Annotated in this window: 33 protein-coding genes; all 33 read right to left on the bottom strand. The window is 45.5% G+C overall.

Features of this window, described 5'->3' with window-relative positions:
- Positions 1-97 precede the first annotated feature (97 nt).
- The 33 genes from rpsI to rplC all read right to left on the bottom strand — a co-directional run bounded on the left by rpsI (position 98) and on the right by rplC (position 17,080).
- Positions 98-490 carry a 30S ribosomal protein S9 gene (rpsI, locus tag QNH28_RS26650; RefSeq protein WP_025706574.1) on the bottom strand — a complete coding sequence of 131 codons (393 nt, stop codon included), beginning with the start codon at positions 488-490 and terminating at the stop codon, positions 98-100.
- 20 nt (positions 491-510) lie between these two features.
- Positions 511-948 (bottom strand): 50S ribosomal protein L13, encoded by a 438-nt coding sequence (gene rplM, locus QNH28_RS26655; RefSeq protein WP_036680589.1) that lies wholly within the window; start codon positions 946-948, stop codon positions 511-513.
- A 217-nt stretch (positions 949-1,165) separates the two neighbouring features.
- Positions 1,166-1,960, bottom strand: a complete 795-nt coding sequence (gene truA / locus QNH28_RS26660; RefSeq protein WP_283909217.1) for a tRNA pseudouridine(38-40) synthase TruA — start codon at positions 1,958-1,960, stop codon at positions 1,166-1,168.
- A 300-nt stretch (positions 1,961-2,260) separates the two neighbouring features.
- Entirely contained in the window at positions 2,261-2,626 is a 366-nt protein-coding gene (gene rplQ, locus QNH28_RS26665; RefSeq protein WP_019908254.1) for a 50S ribosomal protein L17, read from the bottom strand.
- A gap of 33 nt (positions 2,627-2,659) precedes the next feature.
- Positions 2,660-3,604, bottom strand: a complete 945-nt coding sequence (locus QNH28_RS26670) for a DNA-directed RNA polymerase subunit alpha (protein ID WP_036680585.1) — start codon at positions 3,602-3,604, stop codon at positions 2,660-2,662.
- A 130-nt stretch (positions 3,605-3,734) separates the two neighbouring features.
- Positions 3,735-4,130, bottom strand: a complete 396-nt coding sequence (gene rpsK, locus QNH28_RS26675; RefSeq protein WP_019908251.1) for a 30S ribosomal protein S11 — start codon at positions 4,128-4,130, stop codon at positions 3,735-3,737.
- A 19-nt stretch (positions 4,131-4,149) separates the two neighbouring features.
- Positions 4,150-4,518 carry a 30S ribosomal protein S13 gene (gene rpsM, locus QNH28_RS26680; RefSeq protein ID WP_036680583.1) on the bottom strand — a complete coding sequence of 123 codons (369 nt, stop codon included), beginning with the start codon at positions 4,516-4,518 and terminating at the stop codon, positions 4,150-4,152.
- Positions 4,519-4,537: 19 nt separating this feature from the next.
- Positions 4,538-4,651 carry a 50S ribosomal protein L36 gene (rpmJ, locus tag QNH28_RS26685; RefSeq protein ID WP_003322638.1) on the bottom strand — a complete coding sequence of 38 codons (114 nt, stop codon included), beginning with the start codon at positions 4,649-4,651 and terminating at the stop codon, positions 4,538-4,540.
- A 53-nt stretch (positions 4,652-4,704) separates the two neighbouring features.
- Entirely contained in the window at positions 4,705-4,920 is a 216-nt protein-coding gene (infA, locus tag QNH28_RS26690) for a translation initiation factor IF-1 (RefSeq protein ID WP_036652996.1), read from the bottom strand.
- 2 nt (positions 4,921-4,922) lie between these two features.
- Complete coding sequence (locus QNH28_RS26695) at positions 4,923-5,231, bottom strand: KOW domain-containing RNA-binding protein (protein WP_042131215.1); 309 nt, start codon at positions 5,229-5,231, stop codon at positions 4,923-4,925.
- An 11-nt stretch (positions 5,232-5,242) separates the two neighbouring features.
- Entirely contained in the window at positions 5,243-5,995 is a 753-nt protein-coding gene (gene map, locus QNH28_RS26700; protein WP_283909218.1) for a type I methionyl aminopeptidase, read from the bottom strand.
- Positions 5,996-5,999: 4 nt separating this feature from the next.
- Positions 6,000-6,644: an adenylate kinase gene (locus QNH28_RS26705; RefSeq protein WP_283909219.1), complete on the bottom strand. Its 645-nt coding sequence runs from the start codon at positions 6,642-6,644 to the stop codon at positions 6,000-6,002.
- 96 nt (positions 6,645-6,740) lie between these two features.
- Positions 6,741-8,039 carry a preprotein translocase subunit SecY gene (gene secY, locus QNH28_RS26710; protein ID WP_042131218.1) on the bottom strand — a complete coding sequence of 433 codons (1,299 nt, stop codon included), beginning with the start codon at positions 8,037-8,039 and terminating at the stop codon, positions 6,741-6,743.
- The gene (gene rplO / locus QNH28_RS26715) at positions 8,039-8,479 is read right to left on the bottom strand and encodes a 50S ribosomal protein L15 (protein ID WP_036680569.1); all 441 of its coding nucleotides are present in this window, start codon (positions 8,477-8,479) and stop codon (positions 8,039-8,041) included. The genes secY and rplO overlap by 1 nt, the downstream gene beginning before the upstream one ends.
- A 40-nt stretch (positions 8,480-8,519) precedes the next feature.
- Complete coding sequence (gene rpmD / locus QNH28_RS26720; RefSeq protein WP_036680567.1) at positions 8,520-8,705, bottom strand: 50S ribosomal protein L30; 186 nt, start codon at positions 8,703-8,705, stop codon at positions 8,520-8,522.
- 14 nt (positions 8,706-8,719) lie between these two features.
- On the bottom strand, positions 8,720-9,217 hold the full coding sequence (gene rpsE, locus QNH28_RS26725) for a 30S ribosomal protein S5 (protein WP_036652980.1): 498 nt from the start codon (positions 9,215-9,217) through the stop codon (positions 8,720-8,722).
- A gap of 27 nt (positions 9,218-9,244) precedes the next feature.
- Positions 9,245-9,613: a 50S ribosomal protein L18 gene (gene rplR, locus QNH28_RS26730; RefSeq protein ID WP_042131220.1), complete on the bottom strand. Its 369-nt coding sequence runs from the start codon at positions 9,611-9,613 to the stop codon at positions 9,245-9,247.
- A gap of 84 nt (positions 9,614-9,697) precedes the next feature.
- A complete protein-coding gene (rplF, locus tag QNH28_RS26735; RefSeq protein WP_283909220.1) occupies positions 9,698-10,240 on the bottom strand; it encodes a 50S ribosomal protein L6 in 543 nt (180 codons plus the stop codon).
- 30 nt (positions 10,241-10,270) lie between these two features.
- Complete coding sequence (gene rpsH / locus QNH28_RS26740) at positions 10,271-10,669, bottom strand: 30S ribosomal protein S8 (protein ID WP_036680560.1); 399 nt, start codon at positions 10,667-10,669, stop codon at positions 10,271-10,273.
- A gap of 32 nt (positions 10,670-10,701) precedes the next feature.
- The gene (locus tag QNH28_RS26745) at positions 10,702-10,887 is read right to left on the bottom strand and encodes a type Z 30S ribosomal protein S14 (protein WP_013312154.1); all 186 of its coding nucleotides are present in this window, start codon (positions 10,885-10,887) and stop codon (positions 10,702-10,704) included.
- Positions 10,888-10,936: 49 nt separating this feature from the next.
- A complete protein-coding gene (gene rplE, locus QNH28_RS26750) occupies positions 10,937-11,479 on the bottom strand; it encodes a 50S ribosomal protein L5 (RefSeq protein ID WP_042131222.1) in 543 nt (180 codons plus the stop codon).
- Positions 11,480-11,510: 31 nt separating this feature from the next.
- On the bottom strand, positions 11,511-11,864 hold the full coding sequence (gene rplX / locus QNH28_RS26755; RefSeq protein ID WP_076286851.1) for a 50S ribosomal protein L24: 354 nt from the start codon (positions 11,862-11,864) through the stop codon (positions 11,511-11,513).
- Positions 11,865-11,913: 49 nt separating this feature from the next.
- Positions 11,914-12,282, bottom strand: coding sequence for a 50S ribosomal protein L14 (gene rplN, locus QNH28_RS26760; RefSeq protein ID WP_036680556.1), 369 nt, complete (start codon positions 12,280-12,282; stop codon positions 11,914-11,916).
- A gap of 38 nt (positions 12,283-12,320) precedes the next feature.
- Positions 12,321-12,587, bottom strand: a complete 267-nt coding sequence (gene rpsQ, locus QNH28_RS26765; RefSeq protein ID WP_042131223.1) for a 30S ribosomal protein S17 — start codon at positions 12,585-12,587, stop codon at positions 12,321-12,323.
- 43 nt (positions 12,588-12,630) lie between these two features.
- The gene (gene rpmC / locus QNH28_RS26770; protein WP_019908232.1) at positions 12,631-12,828 is read right to left on the bottom strand and encodes a 50S ribosomal protein L29; all 198 of its coding nucleotides are present in this window, start codon (positions 12,826-12,828) and stop codon (positions 12,631-12,633) included.
- Positions 12,818-13,252: a 50S ribosomal protein L16 gene (rplP, locus tag QNH28_RS26775; RefSeq protein ID WP_036680552.1), complete on the bottom strand. Its 435-nt coding sequence runs from the start codon at positions 13,250-13,252 to the stop codon at positions 12,818-12,820. The genes rpmC and rplP overlap by 11 nt, the downstream gene beginning before the upstream one ends.
- A 2-nt stretch (positions 13,253-13,254) precedes the next feature.
- Positions 13,255-13,920 (bottom strand): 30S ribosomal protein S3, encoded by a 666-nt coding sequence (rpsC, locus tag QNH28_RS26780; RefSeq protein WP_038573452.1) that lies wholly within the window; start codon positions 13,918-13,920, stop codon positions 13,255-13,257.
- 13 nt (positions 13,921-13,933) lie between these two features.
- On the bottom strand, positions 13,934-14,266 hold the full coding sequence (gene rplV, locus QNH28_RS26785) for a 50S ribosomal protein L22 (protein ID WP_036680546.1): 333 nt from the start codon (positions 14,264-14,266) through the stop codon (positions 13,934-13,936).
- 33 nt (positions 14,267-14,299) lie between these two features.
- A complete protein-coding gene (gene rpsS, locus QNH28_RS26790) occupies positions 14,300-14,578 on the bottom strand; it encodes a 30S ribosomal protein S19 (RefSeq protein ID WP_036652940.1) in 279 nt (92 codons plus the stop codon).
- 76 nt (positions 14,579-14,654) lie between these two features.
- Positions 14,655-15,485, bottom strand: coding sequence for a 50S ribosomal protein L2 (gene rplB / locus QNH28_RS26795; protein WP_283909221.1), 831 nt, complete (start codon positions 15,483-15,485; stop codon positions 14,655-14,657).
- A 29-nt stretch (positions 15,486-15,514) separates the two neighbouring features.
- Positions 15,515-15,808, bottom strand: coding sequence for a 50S ribosomal protein L23 (rplW, locus tag QNH28_RS26800; protein ID WP_036680537.1), 294 nt, complete (start codon positions 15,806-15,808; stop codon positions 15,515-15,517).
- On the bottom strand, positions 15,808-16,431 hold the full coding sequence (gene rplD / locus QNH28_RS26805; RefSeq protein ID WP_036680536.1) for a 50S ribosomal protein L4: 624 nt from the start codon (positions 16,429-16,431) through the stop codon (positions 15,808-15,810). Before rplD ends, rplW begins: the two co-directional genes overlap by 1 nt.
- A gap of 25 nt (positions 16,432-16,456) precedes the next feature.
- The gene (rplC, locus tag QNH28_RS26810) at positions 16,457-17,080 is read right to left on the bottom strand and encodes a 50S ribosomal protein L3 (RefSeq protein WP_283909222.1); all 624 of its coding nucleotides are present in this window, start codon (positions 17,078-17,080) and stop codon (positions 16,457-16,459) included.
- Positions 17,081-17,122 lie beyond the last annotated feature (42 nt).

Here is a 17,122-nt window from a genome sequence, read left to right on the forward strand (position 1 = left end):
AATGCAAAAAAAGCCCATTTCTTGTTCGAAAGGGGCTGCTAAAAAAAAAAATAAAACCCTCGACCATAAAGGCCAAGGGTTGAATTCTTGATAAATATTAACGTTTCGAGAACTGAGGCGCACGACGTGCAGCCTTCAAGCCGTATTTCTTACGTTCCTTCATACGTGGGTCACGAGTCAGGAAGCCGGCTTTCTTAAGCGCACCGCGATATTCAGGGTCAACTTTAAGCAATGCACGGGAGATACCGTGACGAATTGCTCCAGCTTGACCGGAAATGCCGCCACCATGTGCAAGAACGATTACATCGTAGTTGCCCAGTGTTTCAGTCAGGTTCAAAGGTTGTTTTACGATCATTTTCAGTGTTTCCACACCGAAATATTCGTCCATCTCACGTTTGTTAATGACAATGCGTCCTTCACCCGGTACAAGGCGAACACGTGCTACCGAATGTTTACGACGACCTGTCCCATAGTATTGTACTTGTGCCATGAAACTGTCCTCCTCTATTCTTATCCGCGAAGTTCGTAAACTTCAGGTTTTTGTGCTGCATGTGGATGCTCGGCGCCTGCATATACTTTCAATCTAAGCTTCATGTGGTCCCCTTGACGAGTCTTAGGAATCATACCATGAACAGCGAATTCAATTACGCGTTCTGGTTTAGTATTCAGCAAAGTTTCAGCATTAGTAACTTTCAAGCCACCTGGGTGCATCGAGTGACGGTAGTATTTCTTGTTTTGCAATTTCTTACCGGTCAAGTGAATCTTCTCAGCGTTGATTACGATAACGAAATCTCCTGTATCAACGTGTGGAGTGAATTGCGGTTTGTGTTTGCCACGGATCAAAGCAGCGGCTTCGCTGGCCAAACGACCGAGTGTTTTGCCTTCGGCATCAATAATGTGCCAATTGCGTTCAACTTCGTTCGGCTTCGCCATATAGGTGGTACGCATGAATGTTTCCTCCTTGTTCTCGTACGAAAATCTTCTGTTTCGTATATCTTGTTTCTCATTGAATTACAATTATGTGAGTTAAGCAAAGCATTTTTTTGGCATTTCCTTGATCGGGGCTGTGGGATAGCCATCAAGAAAACACAACTTTTATATTACAGTATAAACATAACAAGTGCAAGTGATTTTTAAACATTCAGCCTATTATTTAGGAAGAAATTTATAGAAAAAAAGATTCACTTTCAGACTCGTCATATTCTACACTCCACAAAGCCAACCCCTTGGCCATAGCTGTCGGACCAGCAGCAGAACGATCACATGCTGCCAATATCTCAGCAACATGATCAGCATCTATTTTACCTTCCCCCACATGGATCAAAGTCCCCATAATAATGCGAACCATATGCTGAAGAAATCCACTACCCGTTATATAAGTTTGGATCACTCCCTGATCTAAAGTAGAGGGTCGGCACATGCTGCGGTCTACTTCCATATGAGCTTCAAAGATCGTTCGTACATGAGAAGTCTTAGTAGACCTCCGAGAAGCAAACGAAGTGAAGTCATGTGTCCCTAAAATATGCGTTAAGCCTTGCTGCATCGCAGGAATATCCAACCTCACCGGATGGTGAAGCTGCCAGCGCCGCTGAAACGGATCTGGAAACCTGTTGCCGTTAATCGTGTATCGGTAAGTTTTACGCTTAGCTCCTCTACGAGAGTGAAACGTCAGCGGTACTTCCCTAGCCTCAGTAACCACGATATCTTGTGGCAGCCGGGCATTAAGCGCGAGACACCAACGTTCAAGTGGGATTCGAGAGGAGGTCGTAAAGTTAAAAGGCTGACCATAGGCGTGTACTCCGGCATCTGTGCGACCAGAAGCAGTAATCTTAAGCTCCTCACCTGTCAGATGGAGTATCGCTTGCTCCAGCCGATCCTGAATCGTATTGCCCTGAGGCTGGGTCTGAAAGCCATCATAATTTGTTCCGTCATAATTGACCTTCATCAATAGATTACGCATTCCGTTCTCCTTTTTAAACCGTTCAGCAGAAACGTCGATCGAAGCACTGTCTGATCTTATTCACGAGGAAGAAATGGCTTTGCCGTCCCTAGAAGGACGGCATCCATTAACACTTCACTCCATTACTTCAAAAAAAAGAGCCCCTGCGGGAGCTCCTTCAATTGAACCAAGGTGATTCCCACGGTTATTAGTACAGCAGAGTCTTGCGCCTCTGCAGCACAATAACGCTGATATTTCCCCCATCTTTACTCCAAAGAGGGCCGGATGAAAGGGAAGCATCGGAAATCAATACTTGTGATACTACGCGCGGTCTACCAATTCAAGATAAACCATAGGCGCAGCGTCCCCACGACGAGGTCCGAGTTTCAGGATACGAGTGTATCCACCTGGACGCTCTGTGTAACGAGGAGCAATGTCAGAGAACAATTTTTGAATTGCATCTTGTTCACCATCAACAGTCTCGCGGCGAACAAATGCAGCTACTTGACGACGAGCATGAAGATCGCCTTTTTTAGCTTTAGTGATCAACTTTTCAGCGATAGAACGAACTTCTTTCGCTTTAGCTTCCGTTGTTTGGATGCGCTCGTATAAAAATAGATCCGTTACCATGTCGCGAAATAACGCTTTACGCGCACTGGAATCACGGCCCAATTTTTGGTATGCCATGTGTTTTCCCTCCTTTACTGTAGCAATCTGTAGCTATTCTTCTGTACGGAGTCCCAAACCAAGTTCCTCAAGCTTCTCCTGAACTTCTTCCAAAGATTTACGACCAAGGTTACGCACCTTCATCATATCTTCTTCAGTCTTCGTGGTAAGCTCTTGTACGGTATTAATACCAGCACGTTTAAGGCAGTTGTAGGAGCGGACAGAAAGATCAAGCTCTTCGATTGTCATCTCTAGCACTTTTTCTTTTTTGTCTTCTTCTTTTTCAACCATAATTTCGGCGTCTTTCGCTTCGTCCGTAAGACCTACGAACAGAACGAGGTGCTCGTTCAAAATTTTGGCTCCGAGGCTTACAGCCTCTTCCGGTCTAATACTGCCATCTGTCCAAATTTCAAGCGTCAATTTGTCGTAGTTAGTCACTTGACCAACACGTGTATTGTCTATGCCGTAGTTAACGCGTGAAATAGGAGTGTAGATGGAGTCAACCGGGATAACGCCAATTGGCTGATCGTCGCGTTTGTTCCGGTCCGCTTGGACGTAGCCGCGACCACGGCCTGCAAAAATACGCATGTGAAGTCTCGCACCAGGTCCCAGCGTTGCAATGTGAAGATCCGGGTTGAGGATCTCAACATCGCTGTCCGCACGGATATCACCTGCGGTAACGATGCCTTCCCCTTCGGCATCAATCTCAAACACTTTTTCCTCGTCTGAATGAATCTTCAGGGACAAGGCTTTAAGGTTCAGAATGATCTCCGTCACATCTTCCATTACGCCTGGAACGGTCGAGAACTCATGCAGAACGCCGTCAATTTGGACCGAAGTCACTGCGGCTCCTGGAAGCGAAGAAAGCAATATCCGGCGAAGTGAATTCCCCAGAGTCGTGCCATACCCACGTTCCAACGGTTCAACTACGAATTTCCCATAGGTACCTTCATCATTAGCTTCTACGGTCTCAATCTTCGGCTTTTCGATTTCTATCACGAGTTTACCCCTCCTTCAACGTCGCTCCTATATGAAACTGTCACCCCATCAGGTGCATCATGTAGTATGCCTAAACACCTATTATTAGCAGATGCGTCAGAATTATACCACATTTACAATACTGATTTCACTATACGCGACGACGTTTCGGCGGACGGCATCCATTGTGAGGAACCGGAGTTACGTCTTTAATAAGGTTAACTTCAAGCCCTGCAGCTTGAAGGGAACGGATGGCTGCTTCGCGGCCCGCGCCCGGTCCTTTAACCATAACCTCAACCGACTTCATGCCGTGCTCCATAGCTGCTTTAGCTGCTGATTCAGCTGCCATTTGCGCTGCGAATGGAGTCGACTTACGGGAACCTTTAAATCCTTGGCCGCCGGAGCTTGCCCAGGAAATTGCATTTCCGTGAGGATCTGTGATGGTAACGATGGTGTTATTGAACGTGGAACGAATATGTGCCACGCCGGATTCGATATTTTTACGGTCGCGACGTTTAGTACGTACGACTTTTTTCGGTTTAGCCATTGTCTCTTATCCCCCCTTATTATTTCTTCTTGTTTGCTACCGTACGACGCGGGCCTTTCCGGGTACGGGCATTGGTTTTAGTACGTTGACCGCGAACAGGCAATCCACGACGGTGACGAACACCGCGGTAACAGCCGATCTCAGTAAGACGTTTAATATTCAAGGAAATTTCACGACGCAGGTCACCTTCAACCTTAACCGTTTTGTCGATCGTTTCACGCAGTTTGCTGACTTCATCTTCCGTCAAATCACGGACACGTGTATTAGCGCTAATGCCTGTTTCATTAAGAATTTTCTGAGAAGTCGTTTTACCGATTCCGAAAATATAAGTCAAGGCGATCTCAACGCGTTTGTCACGTGGCAAATCCACTCCAGCTATACGAGCCATTTTACGCTACACCCCCTTCTTAACCTTGTTTTTGTTTGTGTTTCGGATTTTCGCAAATCACCATAACAGTCCCTTTGCGGCGGATTACTTTACATTTCTCGCAAATGGGCTTTACAGAAGGTCTTACCTTCATGTTAATTACCTCCTCAAAGTTTTGCGAAGCAAAACTTTTTTCGTAGTTCCCATCTATTTACGGTAAGTTATACGACCTTTTGATAAATCATAAGGCGATAACTGCACGACCACTTTGTCTCCGGTCAAAATACGGATAAAGTGCATCCGCAATTTACCGGATACATGGGCAAGTATTTGATGACCGTTCTCAAGCTCAACCTTAAACGTTGCATTTGGCAACGGTTCAAGGACAGTACCTTCTACTTCAATGACATCTTCCTTAGCCACAGTTAGTCTCCTTTCTCATCAGCACTTATTCCGGTGGGTCCAGCATACTTCATGACTGCGTAACGCAGCTTTCCGTTTGTTACCCGTCCAGTTTCTTCCAAACTGTTCACAACCTCACTGCTGATGAAGGGTATGAGCTCCAGATGAAGAATATTCTTCTTCTTTGGCCCATCAAACTTACGTTTGTCTCCATCTGCAATGTATACAAATCTGCTATCAACAACTGCGATAACAACGGCTGCCTCTCCGGCATCTTTGCCTTTGAGAATTCTCACTAATTGACCAACCTGCGGGCTGCTCACAGTATTCAAGTGGAGATCACCTACGCATTCAGTTTTGTGAAAATTTCCATGCCGTCCGGAGTAACTGCTACTGTATGCTCAAAGTGAGCACATAGTGAGCCATCCACCGTAACGACAGTCCAGTTATCTTCCAGTGTTCTGACATGTCTCTTTCCTACGTTTACCATCGGCTCAATCGCGAGTACCATACCCGGTTTCAGACGTGGTCCGCGGTCCGCTATGCCATAATTCGGAATTTGCGGTTCTTCATGCAGTTTTGCCCCAATACCATGACCAACATACTCACGTACGACTGAGAAACCAGCCTCTTCGATGTATTGCTGGATAGCATGGGAGATTGTAAACAAGCGCACATCCGGCTTAACTAACGCCAGTCCCGCGTACAAGGAGCCTTCCGTAACGTCCAGCAAACGCTGAGCCTCTTCGGAAATGCTGCCCACACCGTAGGTCCAGGCGGAATCACCGTGATAACCGCGGTACTCTGCACCGATATCCAGCGTTACAATATCGCCTTCGATCAGTTTGCGTTTACCTGGAAATCCATGCACCAATTGTTCGTTGACTGAAGCGCAAATGCTGGCAGGAAAACCGTTGTAGTCTTTGAAAGACGGCACAGCACCTTGACTGCGAATGTATTGATCGGCGATTCTGTCGAGCTCCCCCGTTGTAATACCAGGCTCAATGGCCTCAGCAATAAGACGGTGACTTTCGGCAACAATTCGACCAGCTTCCCTCATAAAGGCAAGTTCCTGTTCGGATTTACAAATGATCATTACATTAACCCCGCAATAAAGATACGATTTCAGAAGAAACGACATTGATTTCGTTTTCCCCATTTACCTGACGCAAAAGACCTTTATTATCATAAAACGCAAGCAGCGGCGCTGTCTTATTATCATACTCATCCAGACGCTTGCCTACACTTTCTTCGTTGTCATCCGGACGTTGATACAATTCACCGCCATCAATGTCGCAAATGCCATCTTGCTTCGGCGGGTTGAAGATTAAATGGTAGGATGCTCCGCAAACTGTGCAGATACGACGTCCAGTAAGACGCGCCATCAACAGTCCACGGTCAACATTCAAGTTGATGACATGATCCAAAGAAGTATTCAAACGGCTTAGAATTTCATCCAGCGCTTCCGCTTGCGAAAGAGTTCTTGGAAAACCATCCAATAGAAATCCTTTTTCGCAATCGGACTGCTGCAGCCGTTCTTCAACTATACCAATGGTCACATCATCTGGTACAAGCAAACCTTGATCCATAAATGATTTGGCCTTCAATCCTACTGGAGTCTCCTGTTTGATTGCCAAACGAAAAGCATCTCCTGTCGAAATATGCGGAATGCCAAATTCTTTAATGATCTCAGCAGCTTGTGTTCCCTTGCCTGCCCCAGGAGGGCCCATGAATAAAATGTTCACGATTTCTCTCTCCCCCCAAAAGTTCGCCACCAAGCAAGAAACAGCACAATAGGTGCCGGGAAGAATAAAATCTTATGCTTCACCGGAACCTATCGCCTATTTATTGATGAAGCCTTTGTAATGGCGTTTGATCAATTGGCTCTCGATCTGCTTCATAGTATCCAATGCCACACCGATTACGATTAGCAGTGAAGTACCGCCAATTCGAACTTCTTTAGGCAATCCAGATAAAGCACCGAAGAACATCGGCAATACAGAGATCAAAGCCAAGAACAATGCGCCGGACATAGTCAGACGAGACATTACTCTAGTCAAATACTTCTCAGTAGCTTTACCAGGACGGATACCTGGAATGTAACCACCATTCTTCTTCATGTTATCAGCCATCTGCTGAGGATTCATCTGCACGAACGTATAGAAGAACGTGAACCCGATGATCATCACTACATACAGAAGCATACCAAGTGGAGCATCAGTTGCCAAATACTTAGCAATCCATTGAGCCCAGGCATGTGTTGACCAGAAACTGGAGAGAACAACTGGGAACTGAAGCAGTGATACGGCGAAGATAACCGGAATTACACCAGCCGCATTAATTTTCAGCGGAATGTGCGTATTCTGTCCACCGTACATTTTGTTGCCGACTACGCGTTTAGCGTATTGAACAGGAATCTTCCGAATACCTTGCTGTACGAAGATAACTGCTGTAATAATCGCTACAATCACAATCAGCACAATAACGACTTTAAGAATATTCAGGAACACTTGATCCGGCTGAATAAAGCTTGAGTTAGCCGTACTCGTGATATATCCCGGGATGGCGGCGACGATTCCCGCAAAAATCAGGATCGAAATCCCGTTCCCGATTCCCTTTTCGGTAATCTGTTCACCAAGCCACATCAGGAAAGAAGTACCAGCCGTCAAGATAATGGCAACCAGTAAGTAGTCAGCAAATGTCGCATTCGGCATCATTTGAGTTCCATAAATCCGGTTAAACCCTATCGACGTAGCAAAACCTTGGATCAGGGCCAAAATCACAGTACCATAACGAGTGATTTGCGCTAGTTGTTTTTTACCGTGCTCCCCTTGTTTAGCCCATTCAGCAAACTTAGGAACAACATCCATCGACAGCAATTGCACGATGATGGATGCTGTAATATACGGATAAATACTAATCGCAAATATCGAGAAGTTTTTGAGCGCTCCGCCCGAGAAGGTGTTCAAAAGTCCCATCAAAGCGTCACCGCTTTGATTTGCTGTTTCCAGTACATCTTTGTTCACACCAGGAACCGGTACAAACGAACCGATACGGTAGATAATCAGAATGAACAAGGTAAACAGGATCTTTTTGCGCAAATCTTCCACATGCCAGATATTCTTAAGCGTCTTGAACATTAGATCACCTCGGTTTTACCGCCGGCAGCCTCGATTTTCTCTACCGCAGATTGAGAGAACTTATTTGCTTGTACAGTCAATTTAACGGTTAACTCACCATTGCCGAGAATCTTAATGCCGCTTTTGGAATTCTTGACAACACCAGTTTCAAGCAACAACTGCGGAGTCACTTCTGTTCCTTCTGCAAAGCTATTCAGATCTTCAAGGTTCACAATCGCATACTCTTTACGGGTAGGATTGACGAAACCACGTTTAGGCAGACGACGATAGAGCGGATTTTGTCCACCCTCGAAGCCCGGACGAACACCACCGCCAGAACGTGAGTTTTGACCTTTGTGACCGCGACCGGAAGTTTTACCATTTCCGCTACTTGGTCCACGACCAACGCGATTGCGTTCTTTTCGGGAACCAGGAGCTGGAGCAAGTTCATGTAACTTCATCGTTTGCACCTCCTTATGTTTGTTAATTTATGCGAGGCGATTAGCCTTCAATTTCAGTTACAGACAACAAGTGACTCACTTTATTGATCATTCCGCGAATTGCAGGACTGTCATTGTGAACCACAGTCGTGTTGAGTTTACGTAGGCCGAGCGTCTTAACAGTAACACGTTGTGTTTCTGGACGTCCGATTACACTGCGTACGAGGGTAATTTGCAATTTTGCCATTGACGTTCCCCTCCTTAACCGCGCAATTCTTCGACAGATTTGCCGCGAAGTTTCGCGACCTCTTCAATGCGTTTCAGACGGGAAAGTCCCTCCAAAGTTGCATTGACCATATTCATGGAATTCGAAGAACCCAGTGATTTTGTCAAAATGTCGCCAACGCCTGCCAATTCCAATACCGCACGAACTGGACCGCCAGCGATAACGCCAGTACCCTCTGATGCTGGTTTCAGCAACACGCGTCCTGCGCCGAAGTGGCCAGTAACGAGGTGGGGAATCGAAGTTCCTACGATTGGAATGTGAATCAGGTTTTTCTTGGCGTCTTCAATGCCTTTACGGATGGCATCCGGAACTTCGCCGGCTTTACCGATACCAGCACCGACGTAGCCATTGCCATCGCCCACAACAACGAGTGCACTAAAGCTGAAACGGCGTCCGCCTTTTACAACTTTTGCTACACGGTTAATGTGTACAACTCTTTCTGTCAGTTCTAAACTGTTCGGATCTACACGCAAGTCGTTAACCTCCTTTTAAGAATTATTCTAGAATTCAAGACCAGCTTCACGAGCTGCATCAGCCAAAGCTTGAATTCGTCCATGGTACAAGTAACCTCCGCGGTCGAATACGACCACTGCATAACCTTTTTCTTTAGCGCGCTCAGCGACCAATTGGCCAACTTTCGCTGCAGCTTCAACGCTGCCGCCATTACCGATATTAGCACTCAGTTCTTTATCAAGTGTAGAAGCGGATACGATAGTAACCCCTTTAACATCATCGATCAATTGAGCGTAGATGTGTTTCGAAGAACGGAACACGTTCAAACGTGGACGCTCAGTAGTTCCCTGAATTTTCTTACGAACACGCAGGTGTCTTTTGAGACGAGCCTTGTTTTTATCTTCTTTTGTAATCATGACTTCCCTTTCACTCCCTTCAGTTTGCCGTAAACAGCTTCACTTTAAGATGCACGGGGTATCTTACAATTAAGTTCAAACCGGTTATTTCTTCTTACCAGCTTTACCTTCTTTGCGGATGATACGCTCGCCTTCATATTTGATACCTTTACCTTTATACGGTTCTGGCTCACGAACGGAACGAATTTTAGCAGCGTATGCGCCAACGCGTTCTTTATCGATACCTCTAACGATGATCTTCGTGTTCGCAGGAACTTCGAACTCGATACCTGCTTCCGGTGTAATTTCAACCGGGTGGGAGTAACCAACGTTCAGAACGATTTTATCTCCGGATTTGCTTGCACGATATCCGACCCCAACCAATTCCAGAGATTTCGAGAAACCTTCAGTCACGCCTGCTACCATGTTGTTGACAACGGAGCGGGTTGTGCCGTGAAGTGAACGATGCAATTTGTTATCCGACGGACGAACAACGGTAATTTCGTTATTTTCAACTGTAACCTTCATGTCTTTATGAAGCTCACGAGTCAAAGAACCTTTTGGACCTTTTACTGTAATAACGGCGTTGTCCAAAGTGACATCTACACCGCTAGGTACTGCGATTGGTTTACGACCAATACGAGACATGTGTTGCACCTCCTTATCTTGTGACGTTTATTACCAAATGTAGCAGACAACTTCTCCGCCAGATTTTGATTGACGAGCTTCTTTGTCGGTCATAACTCCCTTAGATGTGGAGATAATCGCGATTCCTAAACCACCGAGTACACGAGGCACTTCATTGCTCTTCGTGTATACGCGAAGGCCTGGTTTACTGATTCTTTTCAAACCAGAAATAACACGCTCTTGGTTAGGGCCGTATTTCAAGAAGATACGGATAATCCCTTGTTTGCTATCTTCAACGAATTCCGCATCGCGGATGAAACCTTCACGCTTCAAAATGTCAGCGATTTGTTTCTTCATAGTAGAAGCAGGCATTTCTACCGTTTCGTGACGCACAATGTTAGCGTTACGAATACGAGTAAGCATATCTGCAATAGGATCAGACATAGTCATGTGTGTAAACCTCCTTCCCGTTTATAAACTTCTTACCAACTTGCTTTTTTCACGCCAGGGATCTGGCCTTTATAAGCTAATTCACGGAAACAAATTCTGCAAATTTTGAACTTTTGCAGTACCGAATGTGGACGACCACAACGTTCGCAACGTGTATATGCACGTACTTTAAACTTAGGCGTACGTTGTTGTTTAACTTTCATCGAAGTTTTTGCCACTTAGCCTGACACCTCCTAAACATTTTCGGAGAAAATGGATTAACCGACTTTATTTTGCGAAAGGCATTCCCAGCTGACCCAGCAGCTCACGGGATTCCTCATCCGTCTTAGCAGTCGTTACAATAACGATGTCCATACCGCGGACTTTATCCACTTTGTCATATTCGATCTCGGGGAAGATCAATTGTTCTTTAAGACCAAGTGTGTAGTTACCACGGCCGTCAAAGGCTTTAGTGGAAACACCACGGAAGTCACGTACGCGTGGAAGCGTTACGTTGAACAATTTGTCCAAGAAGTAATACATACGCTCGCCGCGCAGTGTTACTTTAACCCCAATCGGCATATTTTCGCGTAGTTTGAAACCAGCGATGGATTTTTTAGCTTTAGTGATGACTGGTTTTTGACCAGCGATCAACTGCATGTCATTAACTGCAGCATCAAGTACTTTGGAGTTTTGAACAGCGTCACCCACACCCATGTTGATGACAACCTTCTCGATCTTAGGCACTTGCATAACAGTTGTATAGTTAAACTTCTGCATCAAAGCAGGTGTAATTTCGTTGAGATAACGTTCTTTCATTCTTGCTGCCATGAAGATTTAACCTCCTTTCTTAAGGGCTATATTAGTCGATAATCTCTCCGGATCTTTTTGCAATCCGAACTTTTTTACCGTTGTCCAATACTTTGTAACCGATACGTGTTACTTTGCCGGACTTCGGATCGATGTGCATTACGTTGGACACATGAATCGAAGCTTCCTGCTCAATAATTCCACCCTGTGGATTCAGCTGGTTCGGCTTTTGGTGTTTTTTCACCATATTGACGCCTTCTACCAGAACGCGGTTTTCACGAGGATAAGCAGCGATGACACGGCCTTTTTTGCCTTTGTCTTTACCACTAATCACAAGCACCACATCATCTTTCTTCACGTGCAGTTTATTGTTATGGGATTCCAGAACTTTTTTCACTCTAGGCATTTATTACACCTCCTATAACTAACCTTCAACTTATTGGTGCTCGTGTTTATTAGATTACTTCCGGTGCCAAGGAAACGATCTTCATGTAGTCCTTATCGCGAAGTTCGCGAGCAACTGGTCCAAAGATACGTGTTCCACGAGGGCTTCTGTCGTCTTTAACAACAACAGCTGCATTTTCGTCGAATGCGATGTAAGATCCATCTTTACGACGAACGGAACGTTTCGTACGAACAACTACCGCTCTAACAACATCACCTTTTTTGACAACGCCGCCAGGTGTTGCTTGTTTTACGGAACAAACGATCAAATCACCGATTGCTGCTGTACGGCGTCCAGTACCACCCAGTACGCGGATACACATCAGTTCCTTCGCACCAGAGTTGTCAGCCACATGCAAACGTGTAAATGGTTGAATCATTATAATTTCCTCCTTCCGGAAAAACTCTTTTGATTATCTTAGATGATAACCGCTTTTTCAACCACTTCAACTAGTCTCCAACGTTTGTCCTTGGACAACGGACGAGTTTCCATGACTTTTACGGTATCGCCAATTTTTGCAACGTTTTCCTCATCATGTGCTTTGAATTTCTTCGTAGACTTGATGCGTTTGTGGTACAAGTTGTGTTTCTTATAGGTTTCAACAGCGACTACGATGGTTTTATCCATTTTATCACTGACCACTTTACCGATTAGCACTTTACGTGCATTACGTTCTTCGCTCATTAGTTAGCCTCCTTCCTGAATACGGATCTGAGATCCGTCTCACTTAACTAATCCCAAGCACTCTTTGATGGATTACGGTTTTAGCACGAGCTATTTCCTTGCGCACGTCACGAATCCGAGTCGGGTTGTCCAGTTGGCCAGTTGCCAATTGAAAACGGAGATTAAAAAGTTCCTCTTTGAATCCAGCGATCTTTTGTTCAATCTCAGCAGTGGTTAAGTTGCGAAGTTCATTAGCTTTCATTTGCTTCACCACCCAATTCTTCACGTTTCACAAACTTAGTCTTAACAGGCAGCTTGTGAGCGGCAAGACGCATCGCTTCACGAGCGATCTCTTCCGACACGCCTCCGAGTTCGAACATAATCTTGCCCGGTTTAACTACCGCTACCCATTTCTCAACGTTACCTTTACCACTACCCATACGAACCTCGAGAGGCTTTTGAGTAATAGGCTTATCTGGGAAAATCTTGATCCAAACTTGACCGCCACGTTTGATATAACGTGTCATTGCGATACGAGCAGCTTCGATCTGACGGTTAGTGATCCAAGACGGTTCTAATGCAACCAGGCCGAATTCGCCGAAGTTCAATTCAGTACCGCCTTTTGCCATACCCTTCATGTGTCCGCGTTGTTGCTTGCGGTGTTTTACGCGTTTTGGTACCAACATGATTAGTTGCCTCCTTCCTGAGCAGCTTGTTTCTTAGCTGGGGGAAGAACTTCTCCACGGTAAATCCATACTTTTACGCCGATAAGACCGTAAGTTGTATGTGCTTCAGCCGTTCCGTAATCGATATCGGCACGAAGCGTATGAAGTGGAACTGTTCCTTCGCTATAACCTTCTGAACGAGCAATCTCAGCTCCGCCAAGACGACCGCCTACTTGAGTTTTAATCCCTTTTGCGCCAGAACGCATAGTTCTTTGAATCGCTTGTTTGAGTGCACGACGGAACGATACACGACGTTCCAATTGTTGAGCAATGCTCTCAGCTACAAGAATTGCATCCAATTCAGGGTGCTTGATTTCATTGATGTTGATGTGTACTTTTTTGCCACCAGCGATTGCTGTAACTGCGCTGCGAAGTACTTCTACTTCTGCTCCGCCTTTACCAATAACCATACCTGGTTTAGCTGTATGAATTGTAACGTTCACGCGGCTAGCCGCTCTTTCGATCTCGATATGGGAAACAGCGGAATCCTTCAATTTGCCTTTAAGGTATTCCCGGATTTTGACGTCTTCCATCAGAAGCGTACCGAAATCTTTTCCTGCATACCATTTAGATTCCCAATCGCGAATAATACCGATTCGGAGTCCGATTGGATTTACCTTTTGACCCACGTGTTATCCCTCCTTATTTCTCAGATACCACCAGTGTAATGTGGCTCGTGCGTTTATTGATCCGACTTGCGCGGCCCATGGCGCGCGGACGGAAACGTTTCATAGTAGGTCCTTGGTTAACGAAAACCTCGCTAACGAACAAACTGTTCACGTCCAAAGAATAGTTATGCTCAGCATTCGCAATTGCCGAATTAAGCAACTTCTCAACGACCGGAGAAGCGGACTTCGGAGTGTGGCGAAGAATTGCAATTGCTTCCCCCACTTGCTTACCGCGAATCAAGTCAACAACCAGTTTCGCTTTACGAGCGGAAATCCGCACCGATCTTGCATGTGCTTTTGCTTCCATTGTTTAACCTCCTTTCAAACAGAGACCTTATTATTATCTTCTTGTTTTCTTATCGTCACCCGCGTGGCCTTTGTAAGTACGTGTTGGCGCGAACTCGCCCAACTTGTGACCTACCATATCTTCTGTTACGTATACAGGCACGTGTTTACGGCCGTCATATACACCAAACGTATGTCCGATAAACTGAGGGAAAATGGTTGAGCGACGGGACCAAGTTTTAACTACAACCTTTTTCTCAGCCTCGTTCAGTTCCTCAACTTTTTTAAGCAGGTAGCCATCGATAAACGGCCCCTTCTTTAAACTGCGACCCATGTGTGAATCCTCCCTTCATCCGGTTCTTCAAACCGCGAATCGACGCTTCGCGCTTTATTAACTTGCCAGAAGCGTCTTATTTTGTGCGGCGGCGAACGATATATTTATCAGATGCCTTGTTTTTCTTACGCGTTTTGTAACCAAGGGTTGGTTTACCCCATGGAGACATAGGCGATTTACGTCCGATTGGAGCGCGGCCTTCACCACCACCGTGTGGGTGATCGTTCGGGTTCATTACTACACCGCGTACTTCAGGGCGACGGCCCAGCCAGCGACTACGTCCAGCTTTACCGATTTTGATCAATTCATGATCTTCGTTACCTACGGAACCGATAGTTGCACGGCATACGCTAAGGATCTTACGAACCTCACCGGATGACAAACGAACGGAACAGTATTTTTCTTCTTTACCAAGCAATTGAGCTTCTGTACCAGCAGCACGAACCAATTGTCCGCCTTTACCTGGTTTCAACTCAATGTTGTGGATAACTGTACCCACTGGGATGTTTTCCAGTGCAAGACTGTTACCAATTTTGATGTCGGCTGTTGGGCCAGACTCTACTTTATCCCCAACTTTAAGGCCTTTAGGAGCGATGATATAACGTTTCTCTCCATCAGCATAGTGGATCAAAGCAATATTGGATGTACGGTTCGGGTCATACTCGATTGTAGCAACGCTACCTGGTATGCCGTCTTTAGTCCGCTTGAAATCGATAATACGGTATTTACGTTTGTGTCCGCCGCCATGGTGACGAACCGTAATTTTACCTTGGTTGTTGCGTCCCGCATGTTTGAACAGCGGAGAAAGCAACGATTTCTCTGGCTGGTTTGTTGTAATTTCTTCAAACGTAGACACGGACATAGCGCGTCTTGCCGGAGAGGTCGGTTTGTACTTTTTGATTGGCACTGTAGTTCCCTCCTTACTTCAACAGAGTATTATTCTACCGCTTCAAAAAATTCAAGCGGCTTGCTGTCCGGGCTAAGCTTAACGATGGCTTTTTTCCACTCTGGAGTGTAACCAGAATATTTACCATAACGTTTCAGTTTACCAGGTACGCGCATTGTGTTCACATTAGTTACTTTTACTTTGAAAATAGCCTCGACAGCTTTTTTGATTTCGGTTTTGTTAGCACGGATATCCACTTCAAAAGCGTATTTCATTTCGCTCATGTAGTCGGAAGTACGTTCCGTAATCACCGGACGTTTGATAATATCACGAGGATCTTTCATTACGCGAACACCTCCTCTACCTTCAGAACTGCTTCTTTAGTGATGATCAGTTTGTCGTACGTTAGTACGTCAAGAACATTAATGCCGTCAGCCGCTACGAATTTCACCCCAGGGATGTTACGAGCGGAAAGTGCTACGTTATCATCATAGCTAGTAGCTACGATCAACGCTTTACGATCTACTTTCAGGTTGTTCAAGATTGCTGCGAATTCTTTCGTCTTCGGAGCATTCATTGTCAAGCTATCCAATACGATAATGTCATTCTCGAGTACTTTCGAGGACAAAGCGGATTTGATCGCCAAACGACGAACCTTCTTAGGCAGTTTCCAGGAATAGCTACGTGGTGTTGGTCCGAAGACAACGCCGCCGCCTTTCCATTGTGGCGAACGAATGGAGCCTTGACGAGCGCGACCTGTACCTTTTTGTTTCCAAGGTTTACGTCCACCGCCACGAACTTCAGAACGTCCTTTTACTTTGTGTGTACCACGACGTAGGGAAGCTCTTTGCATAAGCGCAGCTTCATGTAGAACGTGCTCATTCGGTTCAATACCGAATACTGTATCGCTCAGCTCCACTTCACCAACTTCGTTGCCACTAATATTAAAAAGTGTTACTTTTGGCATTTCATGTTCCTCCTTTCTTCAGCAATTATTTCTTAACGGTTTGTTTAACTTTCACGAAGCTGTTTTTAGGACCTGGAATAGCGCCTTTAATCAGCAATACGTTACGCTCAACATCAACCTTGATGATTTCAAGCCGTTGAACCGTGATAGTCGTGTGACCCATATGTCCTGGAAGGCGTTTGCCCTTAGGAACACGGTTAGCTTGGATAGAACCCATGGAACCTGGTCTTCTGTGGTAACGCGATCCGTGTGCCATTGGTCCGCGGCTTTGTCCCCAACGTTTGATGTTACCTTGGAAACCTTTACCTTTAGATGTGCCAGTTACGTCAACAAATTCGCCCTCAGCAAAAATATCAGCCTTCAGTTCTTGTCCAACCTCGAGAGACCCGAGGTCAACACCGCGAATTTCACGAACGTAGCGCTTAGGTGTTGCATTTGCCTTTTTGGCGTGACCTTGTTCAGGCTTATTGGAGCGACTTTCTTTTTTATCAGAAAAGCCCAATTGCACTGCTTCATATCCGTCGATATTCAGGTCTTTCTTTTGCAGTACTACACAAGGGCCTGCTTCGATAACAGTAACAGGAATTACGTTACCTTCTGGAGTAAACACTTGAGTCATACCGAGTTTTTTTCCTAAGATACCTTTCAATGTTGACACCTCTTTTCTTTTCCTAAGTTGCTAAAAATAGAA

The sequence above is a fragment of the Paenibacillus sp. G2S3 genome (genome assembly GCF_030123105.1).
Taxonomy (GTDB): Bacteria; Bacillota; Bacilli; order Paenibacillales; family Paenibacillaceae; genus Paenibacillus_AQ.

Coding starts and splice junctions, on each gene's coding strand:
- rplE (WP_042131222.1), bottom strand. CDS start 11,479: ATGGCAGCAAGAATGAAAGAACGTTATCTCAACGAAATTACACCTGCT.
- rplQ (WP_019908254.1), bottom strand. CDS start 2,626: ATGGCATACCAAAAATTGGGCCGTGATTCCAGTGCGCGTAAAGCGTTA.
- rpsH (WP_036680560.1), bottom strand. CDS start 10,669: ATGACTATGTCTGATCCTATTGCAGATATGCTTACTCGTATTCGTAAC.
- rpsI (WP_025706574.1), bottom strand. CDS start 490: ATGGCACAAGTACAATACTATGGGACAGGTCGTCGTAAACATTCGGTA.
- rplV (WP_036680546.1), bottom strand. CDS start 14,266: ATGGAAGCAAAAGCACATGCAAGATCGGTGCGGATTTCCGCTCGTAAA.
- rplO (WP_036680569.1), bottom strand. CDS start 8,479: ATGAAGTTACATGAACTTGCTCCAGCTCCTGGTTCCCGAAAAGAACGC.
- rpsK (WP_019908251.1), bottom strand. CDS start 4,130: ATGGCTAAACCGAAAAAAGTCGTACGTACTAAACGTCGCGACCGTAAA.
- truA (WP_283909217.1), bottom strand. CDS start 1,960: ATGCGTAATCTATTGATGAAGGTCAATTATGACGGAACAAATTATGAT.
- rplW (WP_036680537.1), bottom strand. CDS start 15,808: ATGAAAGATCCTCGTGATATTATCAAACGTCCGGTGATTACGGAACGT.
- rplN (WP_036680556.1), bottom strand. CDS start 12,282: ATGATTCAACCATTTACACGTTTGCATGTGGCTGACAACTCTGGTGCG.
- rpsQ (WP_042131223.1), bottom strand. CDS start 12,587: ATGAGCGAAGAACGTAATGCACGTAAAGTGCTAATCGGTAAAGTGGTC.
- map (WP_283909218.1), bottom strand. CDS start 5,995: ATGATCATTTGTAAATCCGAACAGGAACTTGCCTTTATGAGGGAAGCT.
- rpmD (WP_036680567.1), bottom strand. CDS start 8,705: ATGGCAAAATTGCAAATTACCCTCGTACGCAGTGTAATCGGACGTCCA.
- rplR (WP_042131220.1), bottom strand. CDS start 9,613: ATGATTACAAAAGAAGATAAAAACAAGGCTCGTCTCAAAAGACACCTG.
- rpsM (WP_036680583.1), bottom strand. CDS start 4,518: ATGGCTCGTATAGCTGGAGTGGATTTGCCACGTGACAAACGCGTTGAG.
- rpmJ (WP_003322638.1), bottom strand. CDS start 4,651: ATGAAGGTAAGACCTTCTGTAAAGCCCATTTGCGAGAAATGTAAAGTA.
- secY (WP_042131218.1), bottom strand. CDS start 8,039: ATGTTCAAGACGCTTAAGAATATCTGGCATGTGGAAGATTTGCGCAAA.
- rplF (WP_283909220.1), bottom strand. CDS start 10,240: ATGTCTCGTATTGGTCGTAAACCAATCGCAGTACCTAGCGGTGTAGAT.
- rplX (WP_076286851.1), bottom strand. CDS start 11,864: ATGCCTAGAGTGAAAAAAGTTCTGGAATCCCATAACAATAAACTGCAC.
- rplD (WP_036680536.1), bottom strand. CDS start 16,431: ATGCCAAAAGTAACACTTTTTAATATTAGTGGCAACGAAGTTGGTGAA.
- rplM (WP_036680589.1), bottom strand. CDS start 948: ATGCGTACCACCTATATGGCGAAGCCGAACGAAGTTGAACGCAATTGG.
- rpmC (WP_019908232.1), bottom strand. CDS start 12,828: ATGAAAGCTAATGAACTTCGCAACTTAACCACTGCTGAGATTGAACAA.
- rplP (WP_036680552.1), bottom strand. CDS start 13,252: ATGTTGGTACCAAAACGCGTAAAACACCGCAAGCAACAACGCGGACAC.
- rpsS (WP_036652940.1), bottom strand. CDS start 14,578: ATGGGTCGCAGTTTAAAGAAGGGGCCGTTTATCGATGGCTACCTGCTT.